The sequence below is a fragment of the Psychrobacter celer genome, assembly GCF_016107555.1.
GTDB lineage: Bacteria > Pseudomonadota > Gammaproteobacteria > Pseudomonadales > Moraxellaceae > Psychrobacter > Psychrobacter celer.
Genome location: NZ_JABASU010000020.1, coordinates 1 through 25,877 on the forward strand (window position 1 = coordinate 1; position 25,877 = coordinate 25,877).

Annotated in this window: 22 protein-coding genes; 13 read left to right on the forward strand and 9 right to left on the reverse strand. The window is 46.4% G+C overall.

Features of this window, described 5'->3' with window-relative positions:
* Nucleotides 1–83: 83 nt before the first annotated feature.
* From ylqF to mutY, 3 genes are all read left to right on the forward strand, one after another.
* Nucleotides 84–1,040 carry a ribosome biogenesis GTPase YlqF gene (gene ylqF, locus JFC05_RS09435; RefSeq protein WP_105244265.1) on the forward strand — a complete coding sequence of 319 codons (957 nt, stop codon included), beginning with the start codon at nt 84–86 and terminating at the stop codon, nt 1,038–1,040.
* A 129-nt stretch (nt 1,041–1,169) separates the two neighbouring features.
* Nucleotides 1,170–2,594, forward strand: coding sequence for a KAP family P-loop NTPase fold protein (locus JFC05_RS09440; RefSeq protein WP_198336715.1), 1,425 nt, complete (start codon nt 1,170–1,172; stop codon nt 2,592–2,594).
* A gap of 105 nt (nt 2,595–2,699) precedes the next feature.
* The gene (mutY, locus tag JFC05_RS09445) at nt 2,700–3,989 is read left to right on the forward strand and encodes an A/G-specific adenine glycosylase (protein WP_198336716.1); all 1,290 of its coding nucleotides are present in this window, start codon (nt 2,700–2,702) and stop codon (nt 3,987–3,989) included.
* 128 nt (nt 3,990–4,117) lie between these two features.
* Here mutY and JFC05_RS09450 read toward each other — a convergent pair whose 3' ends face one another.
* Both JFC05_RS09450 and rapA read right to left on the reverse strand, forming a co-directional pair.
* Nucleotides 4,118–5,020 (reverse strand): acyl-CoA thioesterase, encoded by a 903-nt coding sequence (locus tag JFC05_RS09450; RefSeq protein ID WP_192993173.1) that lies wholly within the window; start codon nt 5,018–5,020, stop codon nt 4,118–4,120.
* 439 nt (nt 5,021–5,459) lie between these two features.
* The gene (rapA, locus tag JFC05_RS09455; RefSeq protein WP_198336717.1) at nt 5,460–8,348 is read right to left on the reverse strand and encodes an RNA polymerase-associated protein RapA; all 2,889 of its coding nucleotides are present in this window, start codon (nt 8,346–8,348) and stop codon (nt 5,460–5,462) included.
* A gap of 311 nt (nt 8,349–8,659) precedes the next feature.
* Between rapA and JFC05_RS09460 the strand changes: the two genes are divergently transcribed.
* Nucleotides 8,660–9,610: a D-2-hydroxyacid dehydrogenase gene (locus tag JFC05_RS09460; RefSeq protein ID WP_198336718.1), complete on the forward strand. Its 951-nt coding sequence runs from the start codon at nt 8,660–8,662 to the stop codon at nt 9,608–9,610.
* Nucleotides 9,611–9,792: 182 nt separating this feature from the next.
* On the opposite strand, the gene JFC05_RS09465 is transcribed toward JFC05_RS09460, so the two are convergent.
* On the reverse strand, nt 9,793–10,506 hold the full coding sequence (locus JFC05_RS09465; protein WP_198336719.1) for an RluA family pseudouridine synthase: 714 nt from the start codon (nt 10,504–10,506) through the stop codon (nt 9,793–9,795).
* 327 nt (nt 10,507–10,833) lie between these two features.
* Between JFC05_RS09465 and trxA the strand changes: the two genes are divergently transcribed.
* From trxA to JFC05_RS09480, 3 genes are all read left to right on the forward strand, one after another.
* Nucleotides 10,834–11,160 (forward strand): thioredoxin, encoded by a 327-nt coding sequence (gene trxA, locus JFC05_RS09470; protein ID WP_226940880.1) that lies wholly within the window; start codon nt 10,834–10,836, stop codon nt 11,158–11,160.
* Between the two features lie 552 nt (nt 11,161–11,712).
* Complete coding sequence (gene rho, locus JFC05_RS09475; protein WP_198336720.1) at nt 11,713–12,981, forward strand: transcription termination factor Rho; 1,269 nt, start codon at nt 11,713–11,715, stop codon at nt 12,979–12,981.
* 619 nt (nt 12,982–13,600) lie between these two features.
* Nucleotides 13,601–13,840 carry a hypothetical protein gene (locus JFC05_RS09480; RefSeq protein WP_198336721.1) on the forward strand — a complete coding sequence of 80 codons (240 nt, stop codon included), beginning with the start codon at nt 13,601–13,603 and terminating at the stop codon, nt 13,838–13,840.
* A gap of 466 nt (nt 13,841–14,306) precedes the next feature.
* On the opposite strand, the gene ypfJ is transcribed toward JFC05_RS09480, so the two are convergent.
* Nucleotides 14,307–15,194: a KPN_02809 family neutral zinc metallopeptidase gene (gene ypfJ / locus JFC05_RS09485; protein ID WP_198336722.1), complete on the reverse strand. Its 888-nt coding sequence runs from the start codon at nt 15,192–15,194 to the stop codon at nt 14,307–14,309.
* Between the two features lie 723 nt (nt 15,195–15,917).
* On the opposite strand from ypfJ, the gene JFC05_RS09490 reads away from it, so the two are divergent.
* Nucleotides 15,918–16,277 (forward strand): hypothetical protein, encoded by a 360-nt coding sequence (locus JFC05_RS09490; protein ID WP_075101942.1) that lies wholly within the window; start codon nt 15,918–15,920, stop codon nt 16,275–16,277.
* Nucleotides 16,278–16,501: 224 nt separating this feature from the next.
* On the opposite strand, the gene JFC05_RS09495 is transcribed toward JFC05_RS09490, so the two are convergent.
* The 5 genes from JFC05_RS09495 to rpmI form a co-directional block, all read right to left on the reverse strand.
* Nucleotides 16,502–16,801, reverse strand: coding sequence for an integration host factor subunit alpha (locus tag JFC05_RS09495; RefSeq protein ID WP_075101941.1), 300 nt, complete (start codon nt 16,799–16,801; stop codon nt 16,502–16,504).
* Between the two features lie 245 nt (nt 16,802–17,046).
* Entirely contained in the window at nt 17,047–19,464 is a 2,418-nt protein-coding gene (gene pheT, locus JFC05_RS09500; RefSeq protein ID WP_198336723.1) for a phenylalanine--tRNA ligase subunit beta, read from the reverse strand.
* Between the two features lie 102 nt (nt 19,465–19,566).
* Nucleotides 19,567–20,622, reverse strand: coding sequence for a phenylalanine--tRNA ligase subunit alpha (pheS, locus tag JFC05_RS09505; RefSeq protein ID WP_198336724.1), 1,056 nt, complete (start codon nt 20,620–20,622; stop codon nt 19,567–19,569).
* Nucleotides 20,623–20,962: 340 nt separating this feature from the next.
* A complete protein-coding gene (rplT, locus tag JFC05_RS09510) occupies nt 20,963–21,319 on the reverse strand; it encodes a 50S ribosomal protein L20 (RefSeq protein ID WP_075101938.1) in 357 nt (118 codons plus the stop codon).
* Nucleotides 21,320–21,450: 131 nt separating this feature from the next.
* Complete coding sequence (gene rpmI, locus JFC05_RS09515; protein ID WP_011281253.1) at nt 21,451–21,648, reverse strand: 50S ribosomal protein L35; 198 nt, start codon at nt 21,646–21,648, stop codon at nt 21,451–21,453.
* Between the two features lie 511 nt (nt 21,649–22,159).
* On the opposite strand from rpmI, the gene JFC05_RS09520 reads away from it, so the two are divergent.
* The 5 genes from JFC05_RS09520 to tatC all read left to right on the forward strand — a co-directional run bounded on the left by JFC05_RS09520 (nt 22,160) and on the right by tatC (nt 25,804).
* Nucleotides 22,160–22,591, forward strand: a complete 432-nt coding sequence (locus JFC05_RS09520; protein WP_198336725.1) for an acyl-CoA thioesterase — start codon at nt 22,160–22,162, stop codon at nt 22,589–22,591.
* 125 nt (nt 22,592–22,716) lie between these two features.
* Nucleotides 22,717–23,559: a bifunctional phosphoribosyl-AMP cyclohydrolase/phosphoribosyl-ATP diphosphatase HisIE gene (gene hisIE, locus JFC05_RS09525; RefSeq protein ID WP_198336726.1), complete on the forward strand. Its 843-nt coding sequence runs from the start codon at nt 22,717–22,719 to the stop codon at nt 23,557–23,559.
* Between the two features lie 399 nt (nt 23,560–23,958).
* Complete coding sequence (tatA, locus tag JFC05_RS09530; RefSeq protein WP_198336727.1) at nt 23,959–24,225, forward strand: Sec-independent protein translocase subunit TatA; 267 nt, start codon at nt 23,959–23,961, stop codon at nt 24,223–24,225.
* Nucleotides 24,226–24,287: 62 nt separating this feature from the next.
* Nucleotides 24,288–24,932 (forward strand): Sec-independent protein translocase protein TatB, encoded by a 645-nt coding sequence (gene tatB / locus JFC05_RS09535; RefSeq protein ID WP_198336728.1) that lies wholly within the window; start codon nt 24,288–24,290, stop codon nt 24,930–24,932.
* Complete coding sequence (gene tatC / locus JFC05_RS09540) at nt 24,932–25,804, forward strand: twin-arginine translocase subunit TatC (protein WP_198336729.1); 873 nt, start codon at nt 24,932–24,934, stop codon at nt 25,802–25,804. Before tatB ends, tatC begins: the two co-directional genes overlap by 1 nt.
* Nucleotides 25,805–25,877: the final 73 nt, after the last annotated feature.

The window sequence follows — 25,877 nt, forward strand, 5'->3', positions numbered from 1 at the left end:
ATAGACAGTATATAGCGTTAGACCATACGCCAGCATGAAAAATGTCCATTACACCCATTTTTTATAAAAGGTTATGAAAGCAGATGGATAAAAGAGCGAATATTCAATGGTTCCCTGGGCACATGAACAAAGCCCGTAACGAAATCAAAGAAATCATGCCGCAGATGGACGTGGTCATCGAGGTGATTGACGCCCGTATTCCTTATAGTAGCGAAAACCCCATGGTCGCAGCATTACGCGGCGAAAAACCGGTCATCAAGATATTAAACAAAGCCGATCTCGCCGACCCTGATCTGACCCAAGCATGGATGGCGCACCTTGAGCAGCAAGCGGGCGTCAAAGCCATCGCGTGTGACAATAACAAAGCCGATGACGTCAAGCGCATCATCGCTCTATGCAAAAAAATGGTGCCCAATAAAGTTGGCACCGGTCGCCAAATCAAAGCCATGATCATGGGCATTCCAAACGTTGGCAAATCGACTTTGATCAATACCCTAGCAGGGCGTGCAGTAGCAAAAACTGGCGACGAGCCTGCGGTGACCAAGTCGCAGCAGCTGATCAAACTCGATGATGACATCATGCTCTATGACACCCCTGGTATGCTCTGGCCAAAGGTCGAAAACGAAAACTCTGGCTATCGACTCGCAGCGACCGGTGGCATTCGCGATACCGCGTTTGACTTCGCCGATGTCGCCAGCTATACCGCTGAGTATTTGCTGAGCGCTTATCCTGAGCTGCTAAAAACTCGCTATAAAATTGACGAGTTGCCCAAGACCGATTGGGAGTTTTTTGAAATGGCAGGGCGTAACCGAGGATTTATCAAAAAAGGCGGAGTCGTGGATACCTACCGCATGTCTGAGATTTTGATCAATGAGCTGCGTAGTGGCAAGCTTGGACGTATTACCCTTGAGACTCCAGCGATGATCGAAGCAGAAGAAATCATTGTCGCCGAACAACGTCTAGCGGCAGAAGAAAAAAAGAAAGCCCGCGAAGAAGAAAAGCGCTTACGTCGTCTAAAGACGCGGAAAAATCGGAAGTAAGTTCAGCTCAAGGCTTATTACTCAAAAAATAATTGCCTATATAAAAGCCCTGATGGGCTTTTTTTATGTCTATATTATCTGTATAACATAAGTATCGTATATCAAAATTATAACTATAGAGAGTGCTTAATGATAGATTACAACCTAATGAAAGAGTTAACTTTTTCCAGCAGAGATGAGTTCACACGTAAGCCTATCGCTGAAAAAATTATTAAGTTATTAGACTCAGCTATTGATGTGTCACCACTTATTATTGATGGTAAATGGGGTACAGGAAAGACAGAGTTTTGTTTTAAACTAAAAAATCTGATTGAGGAGAATAATCCGAATGATTATAAGGTTGGTTATGTAAATGCTTTTCAAGCTGATCATGCCAATGAGCCGCTCTTAACACTTATAGCAGAGGTGGCTAGTTTTTACGATGAAAAAGACGACAAGCGAAAGAATTTTATAAAAAATGCAGTCCCTTACCTAAGGCTTATTTCTGGTATAGGTCTCAAAGCAGGATTAGGATTTGCATTCGGTAGATATGCGGCAGATATTCCTGATGCACTGGCAGACGGAATGGAAGAAATAAAGGATGGGTCAAAATCTCTTATCGACCAGTCACTTGAGTCTATGATTAAAGATCAAGTAGAAGCGGAAAAGAATTTATCGACATTGCGCGATGCTCTATCAGATATTGCTTCCACAAACCCTATCATTTTACTCATTGACGAGCTTGACCGATGTCGTCCAGATTTTGCAGTGATGATGTTAGAGACCATCAAGCATGTGTTTGATGTAGATAATGTACAAATTATATTAATTACCAATGCTGAGCAGCTTAAAGCCACTATAAAACATAGCTATGGTAGCGAAACTGACTCACACAGCTATTTATATAAATTTTTTAAATATCAAATTAACCTACCAACGACCATCAAAGATGTTGAAGGCAGGTCTATTGAAAATAACGTCACTTATTTCAAGGTGACAGTTCAAGCTAGCAGGGTAATTCCTCAAGATTTTAAAGACAACGAATTTATCTACGATATTTCTAAATTTGTAAAAATTGCCCATCTGTCGTTACGAAAGGTAGAGCAAGTTGTTCGCTGTATTGAAACACTTATCATATTTGAAGATAACTCCAAAAGTAAAAATCCAGAGGTAGAGCAGCTTTTAATAGTATTTTTATCATTTGCATATATAGCCAACAAAAATTTATTTGAGCAAATTCGTGATAGAAATATACAAGTAACGGATATATTAAAATTCAGCTCTTCTTCCGAAGAGATTTACTTACAAAATGACCAAAGTATTTTAGAAAACTTCCCAACTAAGTTTTTTATCCTTCTAATACTACACGGCCTTTCAAAAGATGACTTTATTCACACTACAACCTATGATGGTAACATGGACTATCATATCAGCAGACTAGTAGAACATATATTAAAGGACTTCGACTTCATACAAGAATCGAATTCTACTTATCATATTGTAAACTCAAGTTACATTTACAAGTACATCGACCATACAATCAATAACCTTCTACTTTTCGATATCGTTAAGTAGTTATTTTTATTATATTATTTAATAGCATTGCGCCAAAGTTGGGTCGTAGCAAATACGTATATCAGGTATAATTGTTTACCTTCAAAAAATCAAATATAAGAGCCTATGACCCAGCCAACTGCCAACTCTATACCTTCTGAAACCAACTTTAATCACTCTACAACATCTCTAAATTCTTTCGCCCCGCGCCTACTCGATTGGTTTGCCGAAAACGGTCGCCATGACCTGCCGTGGCAACAGCACCAGACTGACACCCCCAATCCTTATGTCGTTTGGCTATCCGAAGTCATGCTCCAGCAGACACAAGTCACCACCGTGTTGCCCTACTTCGCGCGTTTTATGGAATCGTTTCCGACCGTGCAAGATTTGGCCGCTGCCGACTGGGATGTGGTCGCCGAGTATTGGGCGGGGCTTGGCTACTATGCACGCGCGCGTAATTTGCATAAAGGCGCAAAGCAACTGACCGAGATAATTGACGAGACCGGTGATTTTCCGCAGACGCTAGCGGGCTGGGAAGCCATCTCTGGCGTTGGGCCGTCGACCGCTGGGGCGATTATGGCGATGGGCTTGCACAAGTATGGTGTCATCTGTGATGGCAATGTCAAACGCGTCCTTACCCGCTGGGCAGCCATTGACGGCGATATCACTAAATCTGCTACGACGAAAGAGTTATGGGCATTAGCGGAGCGTTTAACACCGACAGAGAACTCAGGACTGTTCGCACAAGCCATGATGGATATGGGCGCAACGTTATGTACGCGTAGCAAGCCTGCCTGCTTATTGTGTCCACTACAAGAGGACTGTCTTGCCCATGCACAGGGGCGCGAAACCGATTATCCTGTCAAAGCGAAAAAGCAGCCCAAACCGAGTAAGTTTAGCGATGCGTTACTGATAGAAAATGAAAACGGTGAAATATTGTGGCTACAACGCCCTGATAACGGCATTTGGGGCGGATTGTGGAGCTTACCATTACAGTTTGTGGAGAAAGTTGACGGTAAAGCGAATAACAAGGCAACTGGCAAAACTACTGCTAATAAATCAGCAATGAGCGACGATAAGTCATCAAGCTTGGCAAGTGGCGTGCGCAGTCATGAAAAAGTCTATGAGACAGAATTTACCACTGGTGAGCAGATTATTCATGAGTGGTTAGATAAGCATAATGTGATAGCCGCACCCATTAATCAAACCTTGCTTGATGATGCGCCTATCAAGCATTCATTGACGCATTTTCACTGGTATTTGACGCCGCAATCAATCACTTTAGACAATAAGCAAACAACCGCATTGAGCACAGCCTTGCAAGCGGCAGAGATTAATCTTCATTGGTTGACCGCAGATGATGCGCGGGTAACGCTAGGATTACCGCGGGCGATGGTAAAGATTTTAGAGCGGTAAGTAAGTGTGGTCGAACCACTATAAATAAACACAGTGCTACTGGGATGAGTTTTGCGCAGCATCGGGGTACGCAGCACGCAAGGAAAATTTATACCAGTAGCACGCTGGCATAGCTTGTATTTTTTTATTTAAGATTTGGGCACCCGCAGACGCATCAAGCCTTCTTGCTGCACCGTTGCGACGAGCTTACCATCTTGCCAAAACTGCCCATGATTTAGACCTTTTGCATTGGACGTGGTATCACTCCACATGTCATAGAGCAGCCAATCATTCAAATCAAATTCACGGTGGAAGTGCATCGAGTGGTCGATACTGGCCGCTTGTAAGCCACTGGTCATAAAGCTGACCCCATGCGACATCAGCCCTGTACCGACTAAGTAAAAATCAGACGAAAATGCCAGTAGCGCTTGCTGAATCGCCACCGGCTGATTGCCCAGCTCGCGGATACGCAGCCAGTTGGCTTGTTTTGGCTTCATCGGCTCAGGATGGATAGGATCACGCGGTTTGACAGGCTTAATCTCGACATGACGACGACGCATAAAACGTGCTTTGAGCGCATCTGGCACTTTGCCGACGTACTCTTCTTTTAAATCTTGCTCGGCAAGCAGGTCGTCTGGTGGCGGATAGACGGGCATATCTTCTTGATACTCAAGTCCCTCCTCCATCGGCGAAAACGAGGCAATCATCGAAAAAATCACTTGCTCAATAGGCGCTTTACCGCGTACTTCTTTGTACTGAATCGCGGTCACTTCTCGTGCAGAGAGGCTACGCCCATCGCGTAGACGGCGTACTCGATAAATCACTGGCTGGTTGATATCACCGCCACGCAAAAAATAGCCGTGCAGTGAATGGCAGGGTTTGTCTTTATCCAGCGTATGGGCAGCTGCCATGATTGCTTGCGCCAAGACTTGCCCACCAAAGATACGACTGCCCACATAGTCATGGCTTTTCCCCTCAAAGACATCAGGGCTCACTTCAATAAGCGATACGGTAGCAAGCAGCTCATCAATCAGTTGCGAATAATCAGACATGACGATAGGTTTCCTTATTTTTATCAAAAACGCGGCGCGGCTGCACCAACCCACCTAATGATAGCCAGATGATATAACGGCAAACCTGCTGCGTTTGAATGTAAAATAATATGAAATCACTTGCTAAAAATACACAAGAGAGATGTTAGAACAAAATTTTAGCGTAAAAATACAACGATAGCAGCGCTATACACGTATTTATTATCCACTGAAAGGCTAAACATATTACCCAATATCCCGCGCTTTGACCAGTTATGAGTCGCTTACCCACCAGTCTTGACCGCCTTTTTTATCTCATGACAAAATTACCCGCTGATGGCTTACGCACACGCTTGGCTATCACAAGGTTTGAGGCAGAGGTATCTATCGCAGCATCAGTGCATCAGCCTAATAAAAAACGAGATGATCGGCGCATCTCGTTTTCATTGCTATGCTTCGTTTATGGCTTGACCGCTACCAATACGCGGATAGAGTCTGGTACCAGCGATAGGTTGCCTAATGCCTGCTCGCCTTGTGCTTTTAGCTGCTCTAAGCGCTCTACTTCTTCTGGACGTACATTGGGGTTGATGGTTTGTAGATGTTTTAGGCGCTTGATTTCACGCGACCACTGCTGATTGAAACGGGCACTTGCTTGCTCACCGATTTCTGCCAGCTGCTGGCGGGCGATCTCTTCGGCGTCGTAGTAACGCTGTTCGATCACATCACCGCGCACCTTGATGACTTGGCGGGCGCGGTTTTTGTCCAGTCGCTCGATGTGCGGCATGATCATCTCGCTACTGATGCGCGCTGACAGATCACTGCCTTGCTCACTGATAAATACCCGAATGTTTTGCGTGGTAATGGTCGCAGGCAGATTGAGCACTCTTGGCGCGATGGCCTCGACACGGAAGTTTACCTCGAGCAGCACCATGCCTTGGGGCACGACCGCGCTTTTTAGCATCGCCACCGTGGTATTACCAAAGGTGCTGGTGCTGGCCAACTCGTAAATCGCGCGCATCAGCGGATGCTCATGGGTAATAAAGTCGATATCTTCACGCAGCAATGCCTGCCCGCGATCAAAGGTCAAGGTCATCCCATCTTCATCGCCCAGTGGCAGGCCATCGATGTACTCACTGATCTCAGTACTATCGATAGGAGCGATGACCCACGAGCCATCGCGCTGGATACTATGATCGATATTGGCAGAGGCAAAAAAGCGCTCCATAAAGTGTGGCAGCAGATTGTTCTGATCAAAGTCAATCATGGCATCTTTGATACGCCCAGCGACACGTGGACGGCACGAGTTGTACTCCAGCAGACGGTCACGGCCAGCTTGTAGCTGCGCTTCTAGCCCTAGGCGGGTTTTTTTCGCTTCGGTGATGATGTCTTGTAGCATGGCACGGTTGTCGGGCGTATCAGCACTCTCTAGCACAGGCTTTAGCGTTTGGATGTATTGCTCTTGCACACTTTGGGCAGTCGGTGATATCTGACTAAACATATTGAGCGCTTTGTCATACCAATGATATAAACGCTCCTGCGCGGTGCCCTGCACATAAGGGACGTGAAGCATGATCTGCTGTGTCTGACCGATACGATCTAAGCGGCCTATGCGCTGCTCTAGCGTGTCTGGATTGGCAGGTAAGTCCCACAGTATCAGCTGGCTTGCAAACTGGAAGTTACGGCCTTCTGAACCAATCTCTGAGCAAAGCAATATCTGCGCGCCCTCGGAATCAGCAAAAAACGCCGCCGCTTGGTCACGCTCAAGCAGTGTCATCTGCTCGGTAAAGATAGCAGTCTTAATGCCTGCATGTAAGCGCAGTACCGCCTCAAGACTCTCAACCGTCGCCCCACTACGAGCGATCAATAGCACTTTTTCATGCTTTAGCTCACCGCGCAAGATATCAATCAACCAAGACACACGTGGGTCATCTTCTAGCCAGCCACCATCGGGCTGGTTTTCTTCGCCCCACAGCTGCTCACGCAGTTTGCCCGTGGTTTGGTAGCTATCAACCCATGCGTCAGGCAGGGGCAGTGGATATGGCTGATGGCTTCGTCCATAAAACCCTTTGACACTCTCACGAGTATTGCGAAATAAGATACGGCCGGTACCATGACGGTCCAGTAGCTCGTTAAGGGCATAAGTACGCAAGCGTTCATCGTCATTGATTGCGCCCAGCTCATCCATACTAATGTCTAATAAATGGCTCAAAGCTGCGATTTGCCCATCACTCAGCGGCTTGTCTTCTATCAACACGCCAGCGACGGCAGCGGTTTCGGCAAAGGCTTCTTGCCCATCAATAAACTCATCCAAATCATCAAAGCGATCAGGATCTAGCAGGCGCAAACGCGCAAAATGGCTTTGCGCGCCGAGCTGCTCAGGCGTTGCGGTCAGTAGCATCACCCCAGGCGTCTCTTCAGCAAAGTCAGCAATCAAATCGTATTTGTCATTGCCGCCATGCTCTTCATCCCAGTGCAAATGGTGCGCTTCGTCGACGACCAATAGATCAAAGCCCGCTTCCATCGCCTGATCGTACAAATCAGGATGATCAAGCAACAAATCCATACCCGCGATGATACATTGCTCGGTGGCAAAGACGTTTTGTTCAGGATCATGCTCTTTGATCGCGGCAGTACGTACCAAATCAAACAACGCAAAATTTAGGTTAAAGCGGCGACGCAGCTCGATCATCCATTGGTATTGCAGACTGTCTGGTACCAAGATAAGTACGCGCTCAGCCTTTCCTGTGATTAGCTGCTGATGAATGATTAAGCCCGCTTCGATGGTTTTACCCAGACCCACTTCATCGGCCAAAAGCACACGCGGCGCGATACGCTTGCCGACCTCGTGAGCGATATACAGCTGATGCTCGATAATATCGACACGCGCGCCCATTAGGCCTTTGAGCGGATGACCTGCCAGCGCCGACTGCATGCGCAAGATGTCTTGGCGCAACTCGTACCAGTCGCCACGCTCGATGCGACCAGCGAGCAGACGCTCAAGCGGCTTGGCAAGCGTGATATTGGCCGCGAGTCGGGTTTCCATGATACCGCGCTCATGCTCATCGACGCTGTACTTGAGCACACCCATCACCTCGTCTACCGCATTGACCGTATAGCCGTTGCCATCTTGGTCATAAATGCTATCGCCCGCCTTAAATACCACGCGCGACAGTGGCGCTGAGTTTTTGGCATAAACACGCGTCTCCTCGCTTTGCGGAAACAAGATGTGCACACAGCGATCATCCACATCGATGACCACACCCAAGCCAAGCTCAGACTCTGTATCAGATAAATAACGTTGGCCAACGGCGAATTCAGTACTGTGCAGTGAAGCGATAGAGGTAGTCATAAGGCGATGTCTTTTTTGTACTCAGGTAATAAGAAATAAAATAGATAGCAATGGCCGCTAATGGTGGCTGTGCATAGGGGAACACCCATTTAGTCGACAGCTAAGGTAGACCATTATATAACGTTAGCGGCTAGATGAGTGCGCTTAGTTGACTTTTCAAGTAGACAATTGTGACAGCGCTTGGGTTTCTCAGGTTTTTATGGTTTGGTTTTTGACTAAACCCACCGACGTGCTACATTAAGCCTCACCCCCATAAAACCTTAAAACCATAGAAAAAATCAATACAACAATCAATTCATCAGGGAGTCACTATGCGAGCGGTTTTTTTAGACAAGGGTACTTTTTCGGACGGTATCGATTTGCCAGCCCCAGCTGGGATTACAGATTACATGACTTATCATGACACGCCAAAAGACAACCACGTCATCCTTGAGCGCTGCCGTGACGCCGATATCATCATCACCAATAAAGTCCAAATAGACGCCGAGGTGATCGGTCAACTGCCCACCCTCAAGCTGATTCAGCTGACTGCCACAGGGATGAACAACGTCGATCAAGACGCTTGTGACAGACATCATGTCACCCTTTATAACGTCGCAGGTTATGCGGTCAAAAGCGTGCCTGAGCATACCTTTATGCTGATGCTTAATGCCATGCGCGCAGGCATTCATTATCATCAAAAAGTCGCCGATGGTACATGGCGCGACAATGGCAATTTTTGCTTGCTCGACATACCGCTGATCGACTTAGAAGACAAGACGCTTGGCATCGTCGGCGTCGGTACCATCGGCAAGCGCGTCACCGAGATTGCACGCGCCTTTGGCATGACGGTGTTATGGGCGGAGCATCAAGGGCGTGCGCCGCGCAGTGCAGACTATACTGCCTTTGATGACGTACTGGCGCAGTCAGATGTATTGAGCTTACATTGCCCACTGACCGCACAAACCCAGCATCTTATCAATAAGGACACCTTTGCCAAAATGACCAAGCAGCCCTTATTGGTCAACGTTGCGCGCGGCGGCATCGTCGATAGTCAAGCATTAGCAACTGCCATCCATAACGAGCAAATCATCGGCTACGCCAGCGACGTGTTTGAGCAAGAGCCGATCATGGCAGATGACCCGCTACTCAGCCTCAGCGAGCATCCACGGGTGATATTTAGCCCGCACAATGCTTGGGGCAGCAAAAGCGCGCAACAGACCTTATGGCAGATATTAACTAAGCAGGTGAGCGACTTTATCGAGCACTGTCATCAACCCTAAATAAAGCTGGCAGGCAAGATACTAGGGCGCGGCGTCATTTTAAAGTAGGTAAAAAATGCGGACATGCCCTAACCGCAAAACCGTAGCCAGTCGTACTTTATGTTGCGATACTTAAGCATGATGCGATCACTGATATCGTTATTGCTCATATGGTTAAGTCATCATCTGGTTCAGTGGCCAGATTAAAACGGGCACGGACTCTCCCAATCCATCCACGCACCCAGTGTCGGGTGCTTTAGGCGTAACTGCTGTGCGTGCAAGTTTAGCCGCGGGGCTATCATCAGTGCCGCCCCTTCGGCATAAATCGGATCACCAATCATCACATGACCGGCATGCACCATATGCACACGTAACTGGTGACTACGGCCCGTGACTGGCTTTAGTAGCACGCGCGTGACGGTCTGATCATTGCACATTTCGTGAGCCAAGACCTCATATAAAGTCAGCGCCTGTTTGGGCCAATCGTGATCGACGATATGCCGCGGTTTGGTCGTGGGCTCATAACGTACCGGCACCGATATCTCACCGGTCGCCCCGATACTTTCCCATTGGCCAAAGACGCGCGCTTGGTAGCTTTTTTGTGGCAACCGCTCAATAAACTGCTTACTAATATGGCTTTGGGCAGCGGCATTTTTGGCAAAAATCAGTAGCCCTGAGGTGTCCATATCCAAGCGGTGAATGAGTTTGACGGCTGGATTGACGCGCTCAAGCCGCGCAAGCAAGCTGACCTTAAGGGTTTTGCCATCGACGCTGAGGAGGCCCGCTGGCTTATCCACCACCCAAATATCATCATCTTCATAGACTGTAATGTCTTGGGCAAATGTTTTAAAAAACGCCAACGAATACGCGCACTCTTGCCGGTTTAAGGCGTTGACTTCTTCTTCAGTAAAAGGCATAAAAATCGGTTACTTATATAAATGAGAGTAAAGATGACATGATAGAGGCAATGACATAGAAAAAAAACCAAAAAGTGACAAGTGACAGCGCACTCACTGGCTGTAGGGTTGTGTTTCGATTTATTGTATCAATCGTAATTGTTAAACAATTTAACCAGCCTGCATCTGTCAAGTAAGAACAAACATGTTAATATGATGGCACATTTTCACCATTTCGAAACGACTCTTTAGCCGCCTATCATTACTTTATACCGCTGGTCTTTAGCTACACAAAGCCGCGATAAATTAATGAACGACGATAAAGACAATAAAACAAGAGAGATAACTATGTCAGACCTAATCGTAAATACCACCGATGCAAACTTTGACCAAGACGTGCTGCAATCAGACCTGCCTGTATTGGTAGATTTTTGGGCGGCGTGGTGTGGCCCTTGTAAAGCCATCGCGCCTATCTTAGAAGATCTAGCCGGCGAGTACCAAGGCAAAGTAAAAATCGTCAAAGTCGACGTCGACAACAACCCACAAGCTGCCAGCCGCTTTGGTATCCGTAACATCCCAACGCTATTTGTCTTTAAAGACGGCGAAAAAGTTGACTCAGTCATGGGCTTACAGCCAAAAGCAGAGCTAGCCAAAGTACTTGATAAGCATCTATAAGCACTGCTATCAGTGTCGATACGCTCGTGTCAGTCTATCTGCTGCGAGTGTCTACACGTCATAATAGATGCACATCAGCAAAAAACCATTGTCCTGCTAAGATAATGGTTTTTTGCTCGTTTTTTATGCAAAAAAACCAATAATACGACTTTTTTGGCAAAATTTATTGACAATGCCATTGTGAAGACCGTATAGTCTGCTGACAAGAGAAAACGAACCGTTTTCCTAAGTGTCTTGTCGCTATTCTCCTCGTGTTTATCAACAAAAACACAATCGTCATTATAAACACCATTACTGAACGAAATGACTAAACACAATTACTGATACTGAGTTTTTGACGCAGACTCTTATGTAGCCTTCTGTATCCTTATTTCTTATTACCTTGCACTCTATTCTTGCAACTTGTACATAAGTCAACACGCAATACCCAAACTACATAACTCTGGCTCTGTGCTCGCGCCCTCTATCGCCATACTATCGTTGTTTTAATCACTGTCGTGACTTGTGCTGCTAATGGCATCTCTCATCTGATCAATTGCTAATGACCTACCTATGAATCTAACTGAACTAAAGAAAAAATCAATCTCTGAGCTATTGGCCATCGCCAAAGACATGGGTCTTGATAATATGGCGCGTAGCCGTAAACAAGACATTATCTTCGCTATCTTAAAGACCCACGCCCGTAACGGCGAAGCCATCTATGGTGACGGCGTGCTCGAGGTCTTACCCGATGGCTTTGGCTTTTTGCGCTCATCAGAGGGCTCTTACTTGGCAGGTCCTGACGACATTTATGTCAGCCCCAGCCAAATCCGCCGCTTTAGCCTAAAGACAGGCGACAGTATCGCTGGGACGATTCGACCACCAAAGGATTCTGAGCGTTATTTTGCGCTACTAAAGGTCGGCGAGATCAACTTTGATACCCCCGATCGCTCACGTCACAAGCTGATTTTTGAAAACCTCACGCCATTATTCCCCACCGAGCAGTTAAAGCTAGAATTAGGTAACGGTACGACCGAGGATTTGACAGGCCGTATCATTGATTTGATCGCACCAATTGGTAAAGGTCAGCGCTCTATTATTGTCGCACCGCCAAAAGCGGGTAAAACCATGCTTTTGCAATCGATTGCCCAATCTATCACTCGCAACAACCCCGAATGCTATCTGATCGTCTTACTCATTGATGAGCGTCCAGAAGAAGTGACCGAGATGGAGCGCACGGTACGCGGTGAAGTCGTTGCCTCAACCTTTGATGAGCCGCCGCAGCGCCACGTACAAGTTGCCGAAATGGTCATCGAAAAAGCCAAGCGCTTGGTCGAGCATAAGCAAGACGTGGTCATCTTACTTGACTCCATCACTCGCCTCTCTCGTGCGTATAACACCGTCATTCCATCATCTGGTAAAGTGTTGACCGGTGGTCTAGACGCCAATGCCCTTGAGCGTCCTAAGCGCTTTTTTGGCGCAGCGCGTAACGTCGAAGAAGGCGGCAGCTTGACCATCATCGCCAGTGCTTTGATTGACACCGGTAGCAAAATGGACAGCGTCATCTTTGAAGAATTTAAGGGTACCGGTAACCAAGAAATTACCCTTGAGCGTGACTTAGCCGAAAAACGTGTTTTCCCAGCGATCAATATCAAAAAATCTGGCACTCGCCGCGAAGAGCGCCTGCTTGATGAAGACAAACTACGCAAAGTCTGGATCTTGCGCAAATTGCTACAGCCAATGGATGGTGTCCAAGCCACTGAGTTCTTGCTTGAACGCCTAAAAGAAGCCAAAACCAATGATGAGTTTTTTGAACAAATGAAGCGTAAATCACAAAACTAATGTGCGATGATAAGCTTTACTCATACCAATAGCACTATGTCGTTTTTGATATGGATCGACTATAGATATTAAAGACAAATAGCAAAAACCGCCTTAGGGCGGTTTTTATGTGTTGGGTCGTAGCAATATGGCCAGACGACAAGCTATAGTAAGTGCTAAATAAAAAAATTACAGCCTCTATAGCGGATTGCCTATATCACACGAAGCAAATATAAGACCCTATTTCTTTACATATAGATAGCGCTAGCAGTGACAAAAACAGTTAGCGTATTATCAATACAAATACAATGACACTAAGCAAAATCCCTACCAAGGATACAGTGGGGAAACATCTTTTACAGCTTGCTTGCAAAGCTTAGCGCTTTTACTACGCCTAGAGACGAATTAATGGGTTAATATAAGTGTTAACATAGATATACTCTGCTATCAGGTGCGATAGCAGTACACGTACTGAAATATTGAAAACTCTTAATATAATCCTATGTCTTGCGATAGCAACACAGATTATTCTAAGACAATTGCTGGATTCGCTTGGCATGGTTTATCTATATCAAACACATAGCACTAAAAATCTCGTATTCTTTTTTTGACCCAACTTGATAATTTGACAGGTGATATTATGAAATTTGCTAAAACTATCGCAATGAGTGCCATTACTAGCTCTGCTTTAATCATGGGCGGCTGTGCGACCAATGGATACAACTCTGGCTTGAGCAATACCGCTAAAGGTGCAGCAGCAGGCGCAGCAGCGGGCGCTTTGATCAGAAGTGGCGGCGACAGTAAAGATATCGCTCGCGGGGCATTGGGCGGTGCTGCTGTTGGTGGCGCTGGCGCTTACATCCTAGACCAAACCAGATAATTTGGTTTATAACGGATAGACAGCACTTCTAGACAACACTTCAAGCAGTTTGGTTAGACAAGTCTTTTCAAAGACATACCTTCTGAGTATTTTAAGCTTAGATAAGTAAAGACGCTTTGAGCTTAAAAGACACTGATGTGAACTTTCTCATAAGCTGTCTAAATAGTATGTAGAGATAAACAAAGGGCCTGCAATCATTGCAGGCCTTTTGCGATTAGCAGGCGTGTATTTTTATTTTAAACAACGGTCAAATCAGAATACATCAAATATGTGACTAAAAAATCGCTCAATTAAGTATAGTCAACTCAAAATCAAATGACGATACCGTTAAGTGCGCGACTCGGATGCTGTCTTTAAGTGTAGGTTGCACCACTACTGGCAGCGTAGACGAGCCAGCACGCAAGGAAGACTTATACCAGTAACGTCATATCCTTTTTTAAAATGCATCAACTCTAACCTATCAGCGTTATAGAGCGCCACTAAAGGTATCACATGCCTGTACATTGCCACTCTGCAGACCGCGAGTAAACCATTGCACACGTTGTTGGCTGGTACCATGCGTAAAATTATCTGGTACAACTGCGCCGCCGCTTGCACGAGCGAGACGATCATCACCGATTTGGCCTGCAGCATTGATGGCCTCATCAATATCACCTGCTTCTAAGAACTGTACGCGCTCCTGATTGCGCTGCGCCCATACCCCAGCAAAACAGTCCGCTTGTAACTCTTGCATGACCGACAGTTTATTGGCCTGTGCACGGCTGACTTGACGACTAGCCTCATTCACCTGCTGGGTAATGCCAAGTAACGTCTGCACATGATGGCCCACCTCATGCGATATCACATAGGCTTGTGCAAAGTCGCCTGCCTTACCTTGGTTATCTTGATCCCCTGATCCTTGCTGATCGCCTGCGATACCTAGGTTTTGACGCATTTCCACAAAAAACGACGTGTCCAGATAAATGGTTTGATCCCCCGGACAATAAAATGGCCCTGTTGCAGCGCTGGCACTCCCACAAGCAGAGCTGACTTGACCGTTAAACAATATGAGCGACGGCTCTTGATACGTACTGCCCGCTTCATTAAATATCTGATGCCAAACGTCTTCTGTATCGGCCAATACGACTTTGACAAACTGCGTATCGCGGTCGTCACTGGTGGCAGGCTCACTCGCCGTACTGCCGCCACCGCCTGCCACCACTTGCCCTGTCTGTAATGCCGTCATGGGGTTGACCCCAAAAACCAACCACAAAATACCCGCGATAATAATACCGCCGATACCACCCCCTATCATCTTACCGCCGCCGCGACTACTGCGCACGTTTGAGCTGCCTCGCCTACCTTGCCACTTCATACCATCTCTCCTTAAATATATGATTTATACCATCATACTATCGACCATTTATACAAGTATTTTTAGTTCTTTATTGTCTGACTCATTGTCGCACCTAGCTTTTACGGTATCTCCAAGCTTTTTTCTTATTATTTTTTATGACTTTTATATAGTCAGTTGAAAATAAAACTGGCATAAGTTCCAAAGCGCTACTGGGATGAATTTTGCGTAGCCCCTGTGTATACAGCACCCAAGGAAAGTTTATACCAGTAGCGCTATAACATTTTTGAATTGAATATACTATATGCCTATCAGTAGCCTTTAGCAGATACAGTACAAAAACAACGCCGAAATTGATTACGTTATCGTAAAATTTACTGACCACAATACGCCAATTACCGAATACCAGCCATATTCAATGAAAGCACTACACAACACCAACAGTTAAAGAATATCAAGACAGCAAATATGCTTTTATAATAGGCCGATCTTATTGATTATACGCATATTATTTGGTGTTACTCTTTAAGAAAAGATAAGAGGCTTAAGATGTAAAATTACATTTACAATTTTATTGTTACTGAATTGTACAGCCTCTTTCCATTCAGAAAGAAAACATATAGAATGCGTGAAAGCTGAGTAGTTGTAACTAAGATTAGTTGGACTCTGAAAAACATCAGATTTCGACCTTTTTTTGGCTTTTGTTACTACTACTGCTCATTTCATTTTTTCGGAGAAACAACTATGAACCTTAAATTACTTGCTCTAGCTGGTATCATGACTGCATCTATGGGCCTAACTGCCTGTGATAGCAACACTGAAAACGCTGCTGAAGATCTATCTGACGCACAAGAAGAAGTACAAGACGCTCAAGAAGAGCTAAACGAAGCTGCTGCTGACGGCGAAGCTGTACCTGCTGACGCAGAAGCTGCTGCTGCTGAAGCTGAAGCTGACATCGCTGATGCACAAGCTGCAACTGCAACTGACGAAATGGACGCTGAAGTACCTGTAGACGGTACTACTACTAGCGTTGATGTAGCTAGCGAAACTGACACTGCAGCTGTTGATGCAGCTGACGAAGTGGTTGTTGAAGAAGCTCAGTAATTTTATTGGTCATACAATAAACACTGTAGTAAAAAAGAGAGCCTATGCTCTCTTTTTTTATGCCTGCTATTGAAGCAAGATGATAGCAGGATAGCCTGCTAACTAGATGGACACTGATTGTTTGCGCTAAGCTAGTAGACAAGATATACCCAAAAAGTCCCTATTAAACAGCGTTATCTTTGGTTCTTTTTTCTCTGAGCAGCGCCTATATGTATAGACACAGATTAAGCATCAAACAAACGCTCATCAACCTGCTGGCGAAATTTTTGACCTGTCTTAAAGGTCACCACTCGGCGCGCAGATACGGCAACGGGCTCCCCTGTCTTTGGATTGCGACCAGGTCGGCTATTTTTGTCTTTTAGCTCAAAGTTGCCAAAGCCTGAAAGCTTGACTTCTTTGCCATCAATCAAACTCTCTGACAATTCCTCAAAAAAGCGCTCTACCAAACAGCGGCTATCTTGGCGCGTTAGGTTTAGGTGGCTCATCAAGTGCTCAATCATGTCAGATTTGGTTAAAGTGCTCACAGTACGACTCCTATGCTATGTCGTGATGTCGAATATCATGGTTTAGCGGTATGAGGGGATAGCAGTTATTATAAAGGTTTTTTGTGGTCTTTTTAATATAGACGTTATAAAATCTCTTTTATTAATAACCACTTACCATTTTTTAGACAAAAAACGTCTCGATCATAATTTTTTTGACAAATAAGGCACCACAGCCTTTTAATTAAAAAAGGCCATGATGCGTTATCAGTTTTCGGGTGTAGAGGTTAGCTGTCACGCAGCTGTACTGAATGCTGCTCAATTAAAGCTTGAATGACTTTATCAGTGGCAGTTTTTACTGCCTCGTCAGATAGGGTTTGTGTCACATCTTGCCATATCAGAGCAAACGCGAGCGAGCGCTGACCTGTCGGTACTTTGTCACCTTGATAGACATCAAATAACCACATATCACTCAACAAGGCTCCAGCAGCACGGCGCACCGTCGACTCTAGCGTCTGTAGGCTAATCTCGGTATCTACCAAGATGGCTATATCACGGCGCACTTGTGGAAACTTACTTGGCGTGGTGATGTCATGCTGCTCGCGGGCCAAGTTAAGCAGCGGCGCAAGCGATAACTGGGCAACCCAAGTGGCAGGTAGATCCAGCTGTTTGGCAGTGCTCGGATGCAGCTGACCCAACCAGCCGACATAGATATCATCGATATACAGCTTGGCGCTTTGACCAGGGTGCAAAAATGCTAGCTGGCTACGCTCGTAGTGTACGCGCGCACGATCGATTTGGGCTGGAAGTAGCTGCTCGATATCGTGCTTGAGATCATAAAAATCTAAAGCTCGGTTTTGATAAGCTTGCTCATCCCAAATATCGCCAACTGCGACCAGCGCCATGCTCGGCGTCTGCACCAAGTCACTGACACTCTGACCGACAAAGCTCAGACCTGTTTCAAAAAAACGTACACGCGGCTGCTGACGATTGAGGTTGTACTGCACACAAGGCAACAAGCTTGAGAGCAATGTACGGCGCATGACCGCCAGATCGCTTGAGATCGGATTGGCCAATGCCAACACTTCACCTAACGCTTCATCATCAAGTAGCGTCTCAAGTTTGGCATCACTAAAGCTAAAACTAATCGCTTCCATATAGCCATTATTGACGAGTGCCAGCTTCATCTCATGCGTCAAATCAGCCGTATCGTCATAATCCATACTGACTTGCAGATGCGGCAGGACGCTTGGAATATTGTTATAACCGTAGATACGGGCGATCTCTTCGATAAGGTCTTCTTTAATACTCATATCAAAACGGTACGACGGCGGCGTACAGATCAGACTCTCCGCTTGCTGCGCGACCTCAAAGCCCAGCTGGGTTAAGATACGCATCATGACCGCAAGCTCTATCTCGATACCGATGACCTCACGGACTTTACTGATTGGCAAGGTAATCGGCGTACGGGCTGGCAAGTGCTCGCTATTTTCTACTTTTACTATTTGCCCAGCTTGCCCGCTTGTGACACTAGTAATCAAATCAACAGCACGCGCCAAAGCAAGTGCTGGCAGCGCAAAGTCTACCCCGCGCTCAAAGCGCTGCGAGGCATCGGTATGCAAGCCAAAACGACGCGCGCGCGCCGCGATAGCCAGCGGATTAAAAAACGCACTTTCTAAAATAATATTGGTGGTGCTATCGGTGACGCTACTGCGCTTACCGCCCATGATTCCCGCTAAGGCAAGCACGCCCTCATCATCGGCAATCACCAGCTCATCACCAGTTAGAGCAATGGTTTGCTCATTCAGTAGCGTCAATGTCTCTGCAGGCTGCGCCAAACGCACCACAATATCACCTTGAATGGTATCGGCATCAAACGCATGTAATGGCTGACCAAGCTCCATCAATACATAGTTGGTCACATCCACCAAAAAGTTATGCGAGCGTAGTCCTGACTGAACCAAAGCATCAGCCATCCATTTTGGCGTATCGATACTACGATCAATATTGCTGATTGATTGTAAGAGATAGCGTGGGCACGCTTCATTGGCACTAATGGTGACCGCAGGCGTTGCATCACTGTTCGTTACCGCTACATCAGTGGCAATCTCCGGCTGCTGCATCGGCAGATCATTAATCACTGATATCTCACGGGCAATACCGCGCACGCTAAAGCAGTCGCCACGGTTTGGCGTGATAGAAATATCGAGTATTTGATTGTCTAAACCTAGATAGTCACGGATATCAGTGCCAATGGGTGCATCTGCAGGTAGCTCAAGTAGGCCATCTATGTCGTCAACCAGATCGATCTCGGAGGCACCGCACAGCATACCGTTTGAGGCCACGCCGCGTAGCTTGCTTTTCTTAATCTTAAAGCCCGATTTACCATTACTGGCATCATCACTTGGCAGTATCGCCCCAACGGTTGCCACGGGCGCTTTCATACCGACCGTCACATTCGGCGCGCCGCAGACGATTTGTAATGGCTCAGACTCACCAATATTTACCTGCGTGACGCGCAGCTTATCGGCATCAGGATGCGGCTCGACACTGATGACCTCACCGACCACCACACCGCTAAATGCACGGGCAACGGCAAAGCGATCATCAATCTCAAGCCCTGCCATGGTCAGCTGTTCGGCCAATTGCTCGCTGGTATTATTGGGGTTCACCCATTGACGTAGCCACTGTTCGCTAATTTTCATAAATATCTCGGATCAGAATTTTGTAATAAAGATGTTGGAGTAAAGCTTGGCACATACACTTGTTGTATCAACAAGGCGCGCTTTTTATATAAAAAAAGCACTCTAGCCAAATTGCTTTAAAAAGCGCACGTCATTTTGGAAAAACAAACGCAAGTCATCGATGCCATAATACAACATGGCAAAGCGCTCAATACCCATACCAAAGGCGAAGCCAGTGTATTTATCGCTATCGATACCGCAGTTGGTCAGCACCTGCGGATGTACCATGCCGCAGCCCATCACCTCTAGCCATTTGCCATTGTCATCGAGGATATCCACTTCAGCTGAAGGCTCGGTAAATGGGAAAAACGACGGACGAAAACGTACAGTCAACGCTTTGGCAAAAAACGCCTCTAAAAACTCACTGATCAAGCCCTTTAGCTCAGCAAAGGTGCTCGACTCGGTCACCATCAGCCCTTCTAGCTGGTGAAACATCGGCGAATGCGTTTGGTCTGAGTCGTTACGATAGACGCGGCCTGGGCAAATGATACGAATCGGCGGCTCGTTCTTTTCCATGGTGCGAATCTGTACCGGACTGGTGTGCGTACGCAGCAAGTAGTGCGCATCAAAATAAAACGTATCATGCATCGCGCGCGCAGGGTGATGCGATGGGATATTAAGCGCTTCAAAGTTATAGTAGTCGCTCTCAACTTCAGGGCCTGTCGCGACGTTAAAACCTGCCTGCACAAAGTACTGTTGCATACGCTGGGTCACCATCGTCACTGGATGCAAATGGCCTTTTTGGCCGCCGCGCGCTGGCAGGGTGATATCGATACTCTCGCTTGCAAGCTTGGCATTCAATGCAGCGACTTCTAGCTGCTGCTGCTGCTCGGTGAGCGCCTGTCCGATACGGCTACGCACACTGTGCAACCAGCCGCCGTAGGTTTTTTTGTCATCGCTACCAAGCTTACCCATCTGTTTTGACCAGCCGGTAAGCGAGCTTTTTTTGCCCGTTAGCTGTACACGCAAGTCTTGTAGGGTACGCGCGTCGTTTACTTGCAAAATTAGCGCTTCAGCAGCACTGGCAAACTCATTGAGCTGTGCTTCATTTAGCTCAATAAGCTCTGGAGACAAGGTCGGTAGCGCCGACAAATCGGTGATAGCAGCAGGGGTAGTCATAAGACGCATTATTCCTGATTTAAACGGACTATTAAGTAAGTATAGTGCTTGGTAATTGTAGGGGTTTGACCAAATATTGCAAACCATTTGCTCGGTTATCTCACGATGACCATGAGTAATGCTAATGGCTTGAATATGTGGACATATATATCTAGCAAAATAGATATTTAGCAAAAATGCGTGTGTTCAACCGCAATAGTAATGACGCCAAAATAATTTACTATAAAAAAAGCCACCGACCAGCGGTAGCTTTTATTAATATCGTACTATTAATCAATATTAGTCCGATCCATCTAGGTATTTGCTAAAAAAGCAGGCCACCTAACGGAAAGGGTAATATTTAGGCCAATTCCGCTTTTGCTTTTTCGACCAATGCGGTGAAAGTAGCTGCATCATGCATAGCGATGTCAGCTAAAACGCGACGATCGATTGCGATGTTAGCTTTTTTCAAGCCATTGATAAAGCGGCTATAGCTTAAGCCGTTGATGCGAGCACCAGCATTGATACGTGCGATCCAAAGACGACGGAAAGTACGTTTTTTGTTGCGGCGGTCACGATAAGCATATTGACCAGCTTTGGTCACTGCCTGTACCGCTACGCGGTAAACACGTGAACGGGCACCGTAGTAGCCTTTAGCACGCTTTAAGATTTTTTTGTGACGGCGATTTGCCTGTACACCACGTTTTACACGGGCCATAAATTACTCCAAGATTTTTTAATCATTATTAAACGAATCACAATGTCGTTATATAAGTGAATACCAGACATCGTTGTCAGATTGCAAAGTCAAATACCTTTAATACATTAAAGCTAAGTGACCATAGGCTATTAGATGTATGGGCACATACGACGAACTGCTGCTTCGTCAGACTTGTCCACCATCTTTAGACCGCGCAACTGGCGAATACGCTTAGCTGATTTCTTGGTCAAGATATGGCTTTTGAAGGCTTGCTTACGCTTAAAGCCATTCGCTGTTTTTTTGAAGCGTTTAGCGGCACCGCTTCTGGTTTTCATCTTAACTTTCATGATGAGTTGCCTCTTTGTCTTTGATAGAACCTGGTCGTCAAATCGTCAGTCATAAATAGTGGCTTTAAAAACAACCACTAAACTGTTATTTGCCTCGAGGTGGGAGGCGCTATTTTAGCAGATAGCGCCCTGTTTTGCCAAGTGAATTTTCGCCCAAGCGCTCAGCTGTTTATATAGCCAGCGCTTTTAGTAAGCGCATATCACTATGGCTCCCCTACACTCCGCCAAATAGCCCGCTACAAAGACGGCGATACACTTTATAAGGTCGGGTCATAAAATCAGGTCATAAAGTCGGGGATTTTTTTGCAAATAGATTGAATGTGAGGCAAAGCTGTGCTTAAGTAGAGGTTGGGCTTGATTGCTTATCGTGCACGAATTGTATACCAATAACGATAGCCATTGACTCGGTATTGTGCTCATCCGTTTTATGACCATAATCCGTCCTGACGCTGTACACCTATAACATGATTGGCAACCCCCATCATTGCCTGCCATCACTCTAGGAGATAACGTGTCAAATCAAGAGTTAGACTTTGATGACAGCCTATTTGTATTTGAGACAGTGATGCGAGTGCGTCATACTGAAATCGATAGGAGTCAGCATATCTCGTTTGAAGCGTTGACCGCTTTGCTTTGTGAGGCGCGGCATCGGTTTTTGCATGCAAAAGGTATACAAGATATCAATGCGGAGCATCGAGGACTGATCATCGATGGCATACAGCTAACCACCAATAGCCGTGTACGGGCGCGCGAAGAGCTGTTGTTTGAGGTGGGGGTCGAGCCGCTGTATGATAACGGCGGCCATATGATCATCAAAATATCACGTATGTATGGTGGCGAGGTGGTGGCAAAGGCGCGGATCCATTTTATCAGCTACGATTTTCACCTCAACAAACCCGCCGCCTTGGATAAAGACACAAAAGCGGCGCTATATCCGCATTGATTTAGGCTGTGATGCCCTTGACGCTCTGAACCCCTACCACCATTAGGCCAAAATATCACACAGAGGGACGAGCGCAGCCCCACTAACTCTCTATTTCCTATTTCTCATCACAAGACAGACATATTATGACTTTACCTGCTTGGCTTGCCGCCATAAAATTTAATGCTGATGGTTTGATCCCCGCTATTGCTCAAGATCATGAATCTGGGCGTATCCTCATGATGGCCTGGATGAATAGCGAGGCCCTCCAGCTCACCGCCGAGACAAAGACAGCGGTGTATTTTTCGCGCTCGCGTGGTCAGTTGTGGCACAAAGGAGAGTCGTCAGGCCACACCCAGACAGTCCATGATATCCGCTTAGACTGCGATGCAGATGTAATCGTGCTGAGCGTGACACAAGCGGGCGGCATCGCCTGTCATACGGGACGTGAGTCTTGTTTTTATCAGCGTTTAGACTTATCAGGCGCGCAGCCTCAGTGGCAAACGGTGGATAAAGTATTAAAAGATCCGGCAGAGATTTATGCGTCTACGTCGGCGGCCGAAGCCGTCTCTGACCCCCAACGTCACGATGCCAGCCCTAAAGGGACTACTGAGAAAGAGACTACTCAGATCGATACCCACTCGATTTTACAGCAATTAGATCAGGTGTTAGCAGAGCGCAAACACGCCGATGCTGACAGCTCTTACGTGGCAAGCTTGTATGCAAAAGGCCTAAACAAGATATTAGAAAAAGTAGGCGAAGAGAGCACCGAGAGCATCATCGCCGCCAAGGACTTGGCTATCTGCGACGTTTCTGGCGACCAAGCACACTATGATGCCGCGCGTCATGAGCTTATCTATGAAGTGGCTGACGTATGGTTTCATACGTTAGTCGGGCTGGCATGGTTTGATATCGAGTCAGACGCCATCTTAAACGAGCTGGGCCGACGCTTTGGTCTCTCAGGTATCGATGAGAAAGCGTCGAGATAACCTATCATATAGTGAGTTCAGTATAAAAACGATACAGTGGGACTGGAATAAGTTTTTCGCAGCCTCTATCTGCGTAGGCACAGCGCACAAGGAAAATTTAGACCAGTTGCACGTTGATATATAATGTATCTGTTTTATTTAGGATCGACTATATGTCGAAAACAAAAGTGCCACTACCTATTTACTCTGTGTGATTGTTGCGACTGTCACCTTTTTGTCATAACAGCAAGGTATAATAGTATTTTTACGTCAGCGTTATGTCTGTATTTTTGTCAAATAGATCAATATTCTATAAAATAACAGTAGCGCGGTGGCGGCAATACTGATGTCAACAACTAAAGAGCAGCATTCACACTCAGAAATCTCAGACATGAGGTCTCAGACATTAAGGATATCATTATGGGCAGTTTTTCTATTACACATTGGCTGATATTACTGGTGGTGGTGGTGGTGGTATTTGGCACCTCAAAGCTTAGAAATGCCGGCAAAGACTTGGGCGGTGCGGTCAAAGGCTTTAAAGACGCAGTCAAAGACGAAAATGCTGAGCATGCCAAAAAGCAAGTGGTACTCGATCACGACGGCGCAGCTCATCCAGCAGAGCGCCAAGCATCTAATAAAGTCGATGAGCATAGCAGCACGCTCCCTACTGACGATAAGCATCATTGATCATAGCAAATACCATGCTAGGTATAATGCCGCTAGCATCCAGATAGTGACAATCCACCATTATGTTTGATATTGGGTTTTCTGAATTACTGCTCTTTGGCGTGATTGCTTTGATCGTCTTGGGCCCCGAAAAGCTGCCGCAAGCGGCGCGCACGGCTGGGCAGTGGTATGCCAAAATTCGCCGCACTGTTTCCACCCTACAATCAGAAATAGAGGCTGAGCTCGACTTGGCTGAGACTCGGCAACAAATGCAAAAAGAGCTGGCAAAAATCCGTCAGACAGAGGCGGAGATGAGACGTGAAATGGCAGAGATGCGCGGCAGTATGCAAGAGTTTGAGTCGTCACAGAACCGCGCCCTAACAGCCGATCCGCATGCAGAGCATCAGCCTGTGATTAACGATGACACAGCACGTCAAAAGGCTGATACTGCGCACAATACCGTAAATGAGCAGCCTGAGATGGCAACGGCATTTGCACACGCCTATGAGCGTAATAAACCCTCTGACGGCATCGATCAGCAAACAGCGCCGCCCATCATGACCAAACCTTGGGAAAACATGTGGTTTCGCCTCGGTGATTATGATAAAGCACGGCGCCTACCCGCTGCCCCCTATCTCCCCAATTATCAAGCAGACATCCTATTAAATAGCGCACCTACCAATCCTATCGCCTCACAAGCGTCTGCCCAGATGCAGGAGGCCGACTGATGGATTTGTTTAAACGCAAAAAAAGCCGACAAGAAAAAATCGGCGATACAGCGCCAGAAAAAACCCGCTCAGCCGATATGGCCTATGATAACGATGATGGAGATATGTTAAGCTCGCTTGGCGATATGCCCATCACTGAGCATCTCATTGATTTACGCCGTCATCTGATCAAAATATGCATGGCGGTGCTGGTGGTATTTTTGGCCTTGGTTGGGTTTTCACGCGAGCTTTATAACCTGTTATCGGACCCATTGGTCGCGCAGTTACCTGCCAACTCGACAATGATTGCCACCGATATCACCTCAAACTTTATGGCGCCGATACGCTTGAGTATCTTTGTCGCCGCCTTTGTGGCCATGCCTTATATCTTGTATCAAATTTGGTCATTTGTCGCCCCAGGTCTGTACAAAAAAGAAAAAAAAGTCGCCATTCCAGTGCTGATGTCTTCTATCGTATTGTTTTATGCTGGGGTGGCGTTTTCTTATTTTATTGTGCTCAAAGGGGTTTTGAAATTCTTTATTACCTTTGCACCGCAAAACGTCTTACCCATGACAGATATCGACAGTTATTTGAGCTTTGCCCTAAAGCTGTTTATGGTATTTGGCTTGACCTTTGAGATACCAGTCGTCACCTTGCTGTTGATATTGGCCGGTATCGTCTCCATTGACAGCTTAGAGGATAAACGCCGTTATATCATCGTTGGCTGCTTTGCAATCGCGGCCGTGGTGACACCGCCTGATGGGGTGTCGATGTTGATGCTGGCTTTTCCGATGTGGCTGTTGTTTGAGCTGGGGCTGTTTTTGGCGAAGATTTTGATTAAAGAAGAGCGCCGCCCTGCTTTGGCAAATGAGAGTCAACTTGATAAAAAGTAATACCTTAGGCAACAAACGACGCCGTTGATGATAAGCTACGCCCCTGACGACTATCGGTATTTGACAAGCGCCA

Bases quoted from the DNA above. Each gene is read 5' to 3' on its own strand.
- ylqF (WP_105244265.1), top strand. From the start codon at position 84: ATGGATAAAAGAGCGAATATTCAATGGTTCCCTGGGCACATGAACAAA.
- JFC05_RS09440 (WP_198336715.1), top strand. From the start codon at position 1,170: ATGATAGATTACAACCTAATGAAAGAGTTAACTTTTTCCAGCAGAGAT.
- mutY (WP_198336716.1), top strand. From the start codon at position 2,700: ATGACCCAGCCAACTGCCAACTCTATACCTTCTGAAACCAACTTTAAT.
- JFC05_RS09450 (WP_192993173.1), bottom strand. From the start codon at position 5,020: ATGTCTGATTATTCGCAACTGATTGATGAGCTGCTTGCTACCGTATCG.
- rapA (WP_198336717.1), bottom strand. From the start codon at position 8,348: ATGACTACCTCTATCGCTTCACTGCACAGTACTGAATTCGCCGTTGGC.
- JFC05_RS09460 (WP_198336718.1), top strand. From the start codon at position 8,660: ATGCGAGCGGTTTTTTTAGACAAGGGTACTTTTTCGGACGGTATCGAT.
- JFC05_RS09465 (WP_198336719.1), bottom strand. From the start codon at position 10,506: ATGCCTTTTACTGAAGAAGAAGTCAACGCCTTAAACCGGCAAGAGTGC.
- trxA (WP_226940880.1), top strand. From the start codon at position 10,834: ATGTCAGACCTAATCGTAAATACCACCGATGCAAACTTTGACCAAGAC.
- rho (WP_198336720.1), top strand. From the start codon at position 11,713: ATGAATCTAACTGAACTAAAGAAAAAATCAATCTCTGAGCTATTGGCC.
- JFC05_RS09480 (WP_198336721.1), top strand. From the start codon at position 13,601: ATGAAATTTGCTAAAACTATCGCAATGAGTGCCATTACTAGCTCTGCT.
- ypfJ (WP_198336722.1), bottom strand. From the start codon at position 15,194: ATGAAGTGGCAAGGTAGGCGAGGCAGCTCAAACGTGCGCAGTAGTCGC.
- JFC05_RS09490 (WP_075101942.1), top strand. From the start codon at position 15,918: ATGAACCTTAAATTACTTGCTCTAGCTGGTATCATGACTGCATCTATG.
- pheT (WP_198336723.1), bottom strand. From the start codon at position 19,464: ATGAAAATTAGCGAACAGTGGCTACGTCAATGGGTGAACCCCAATAAT.
- pheS (WP_198336724.1), bottom strand. From the start codon at position 20,622: ATGACTACCCCTGCTGCTATCACCGATTTGTCGGCGCTACCGACCTTG.
- rplT (WP_075101938.1), bottom strand. From the start codon at position 21,319: ATGGCCCGTGTAAAACGTGGTGTACAGGCAAATCGCCGTCACAAAAAA.
- rpmI (WP_011281253.1), bottom strand. From the start codon at position 21,648: ATGAAAGTTAAGATGAAAACCAGAAGCGGTGCCGCTAAACGCTTCAAA.
- hisIE (WP_198336726.1), top strand. From the start codon at position 22,717: ATGACTTTACCTGCTTGGCTTGCCGCCATAAAATTTAATGCTGATGGT.
- tatA (WP_198336727.1), top strand. From the start codon at position 23,959: ATGGGCAGTTTTTCTATTACACATTGGCTGATATTACTGGTGGTGGTG.
- tatB (WP_198336728.1), top strand. From the start codon at position 24,288: ATGTTTGATATTGGGTTTTCTGAATTACTGCTCTTTGGCGTGATTGCT.
- tatC (WP_198336729.1), top strand. From the start codon at position 24,932: ATGGATTTGTTTAAACGCAAAAAAAGCCGACAAGAAAAAATCGGCGAT.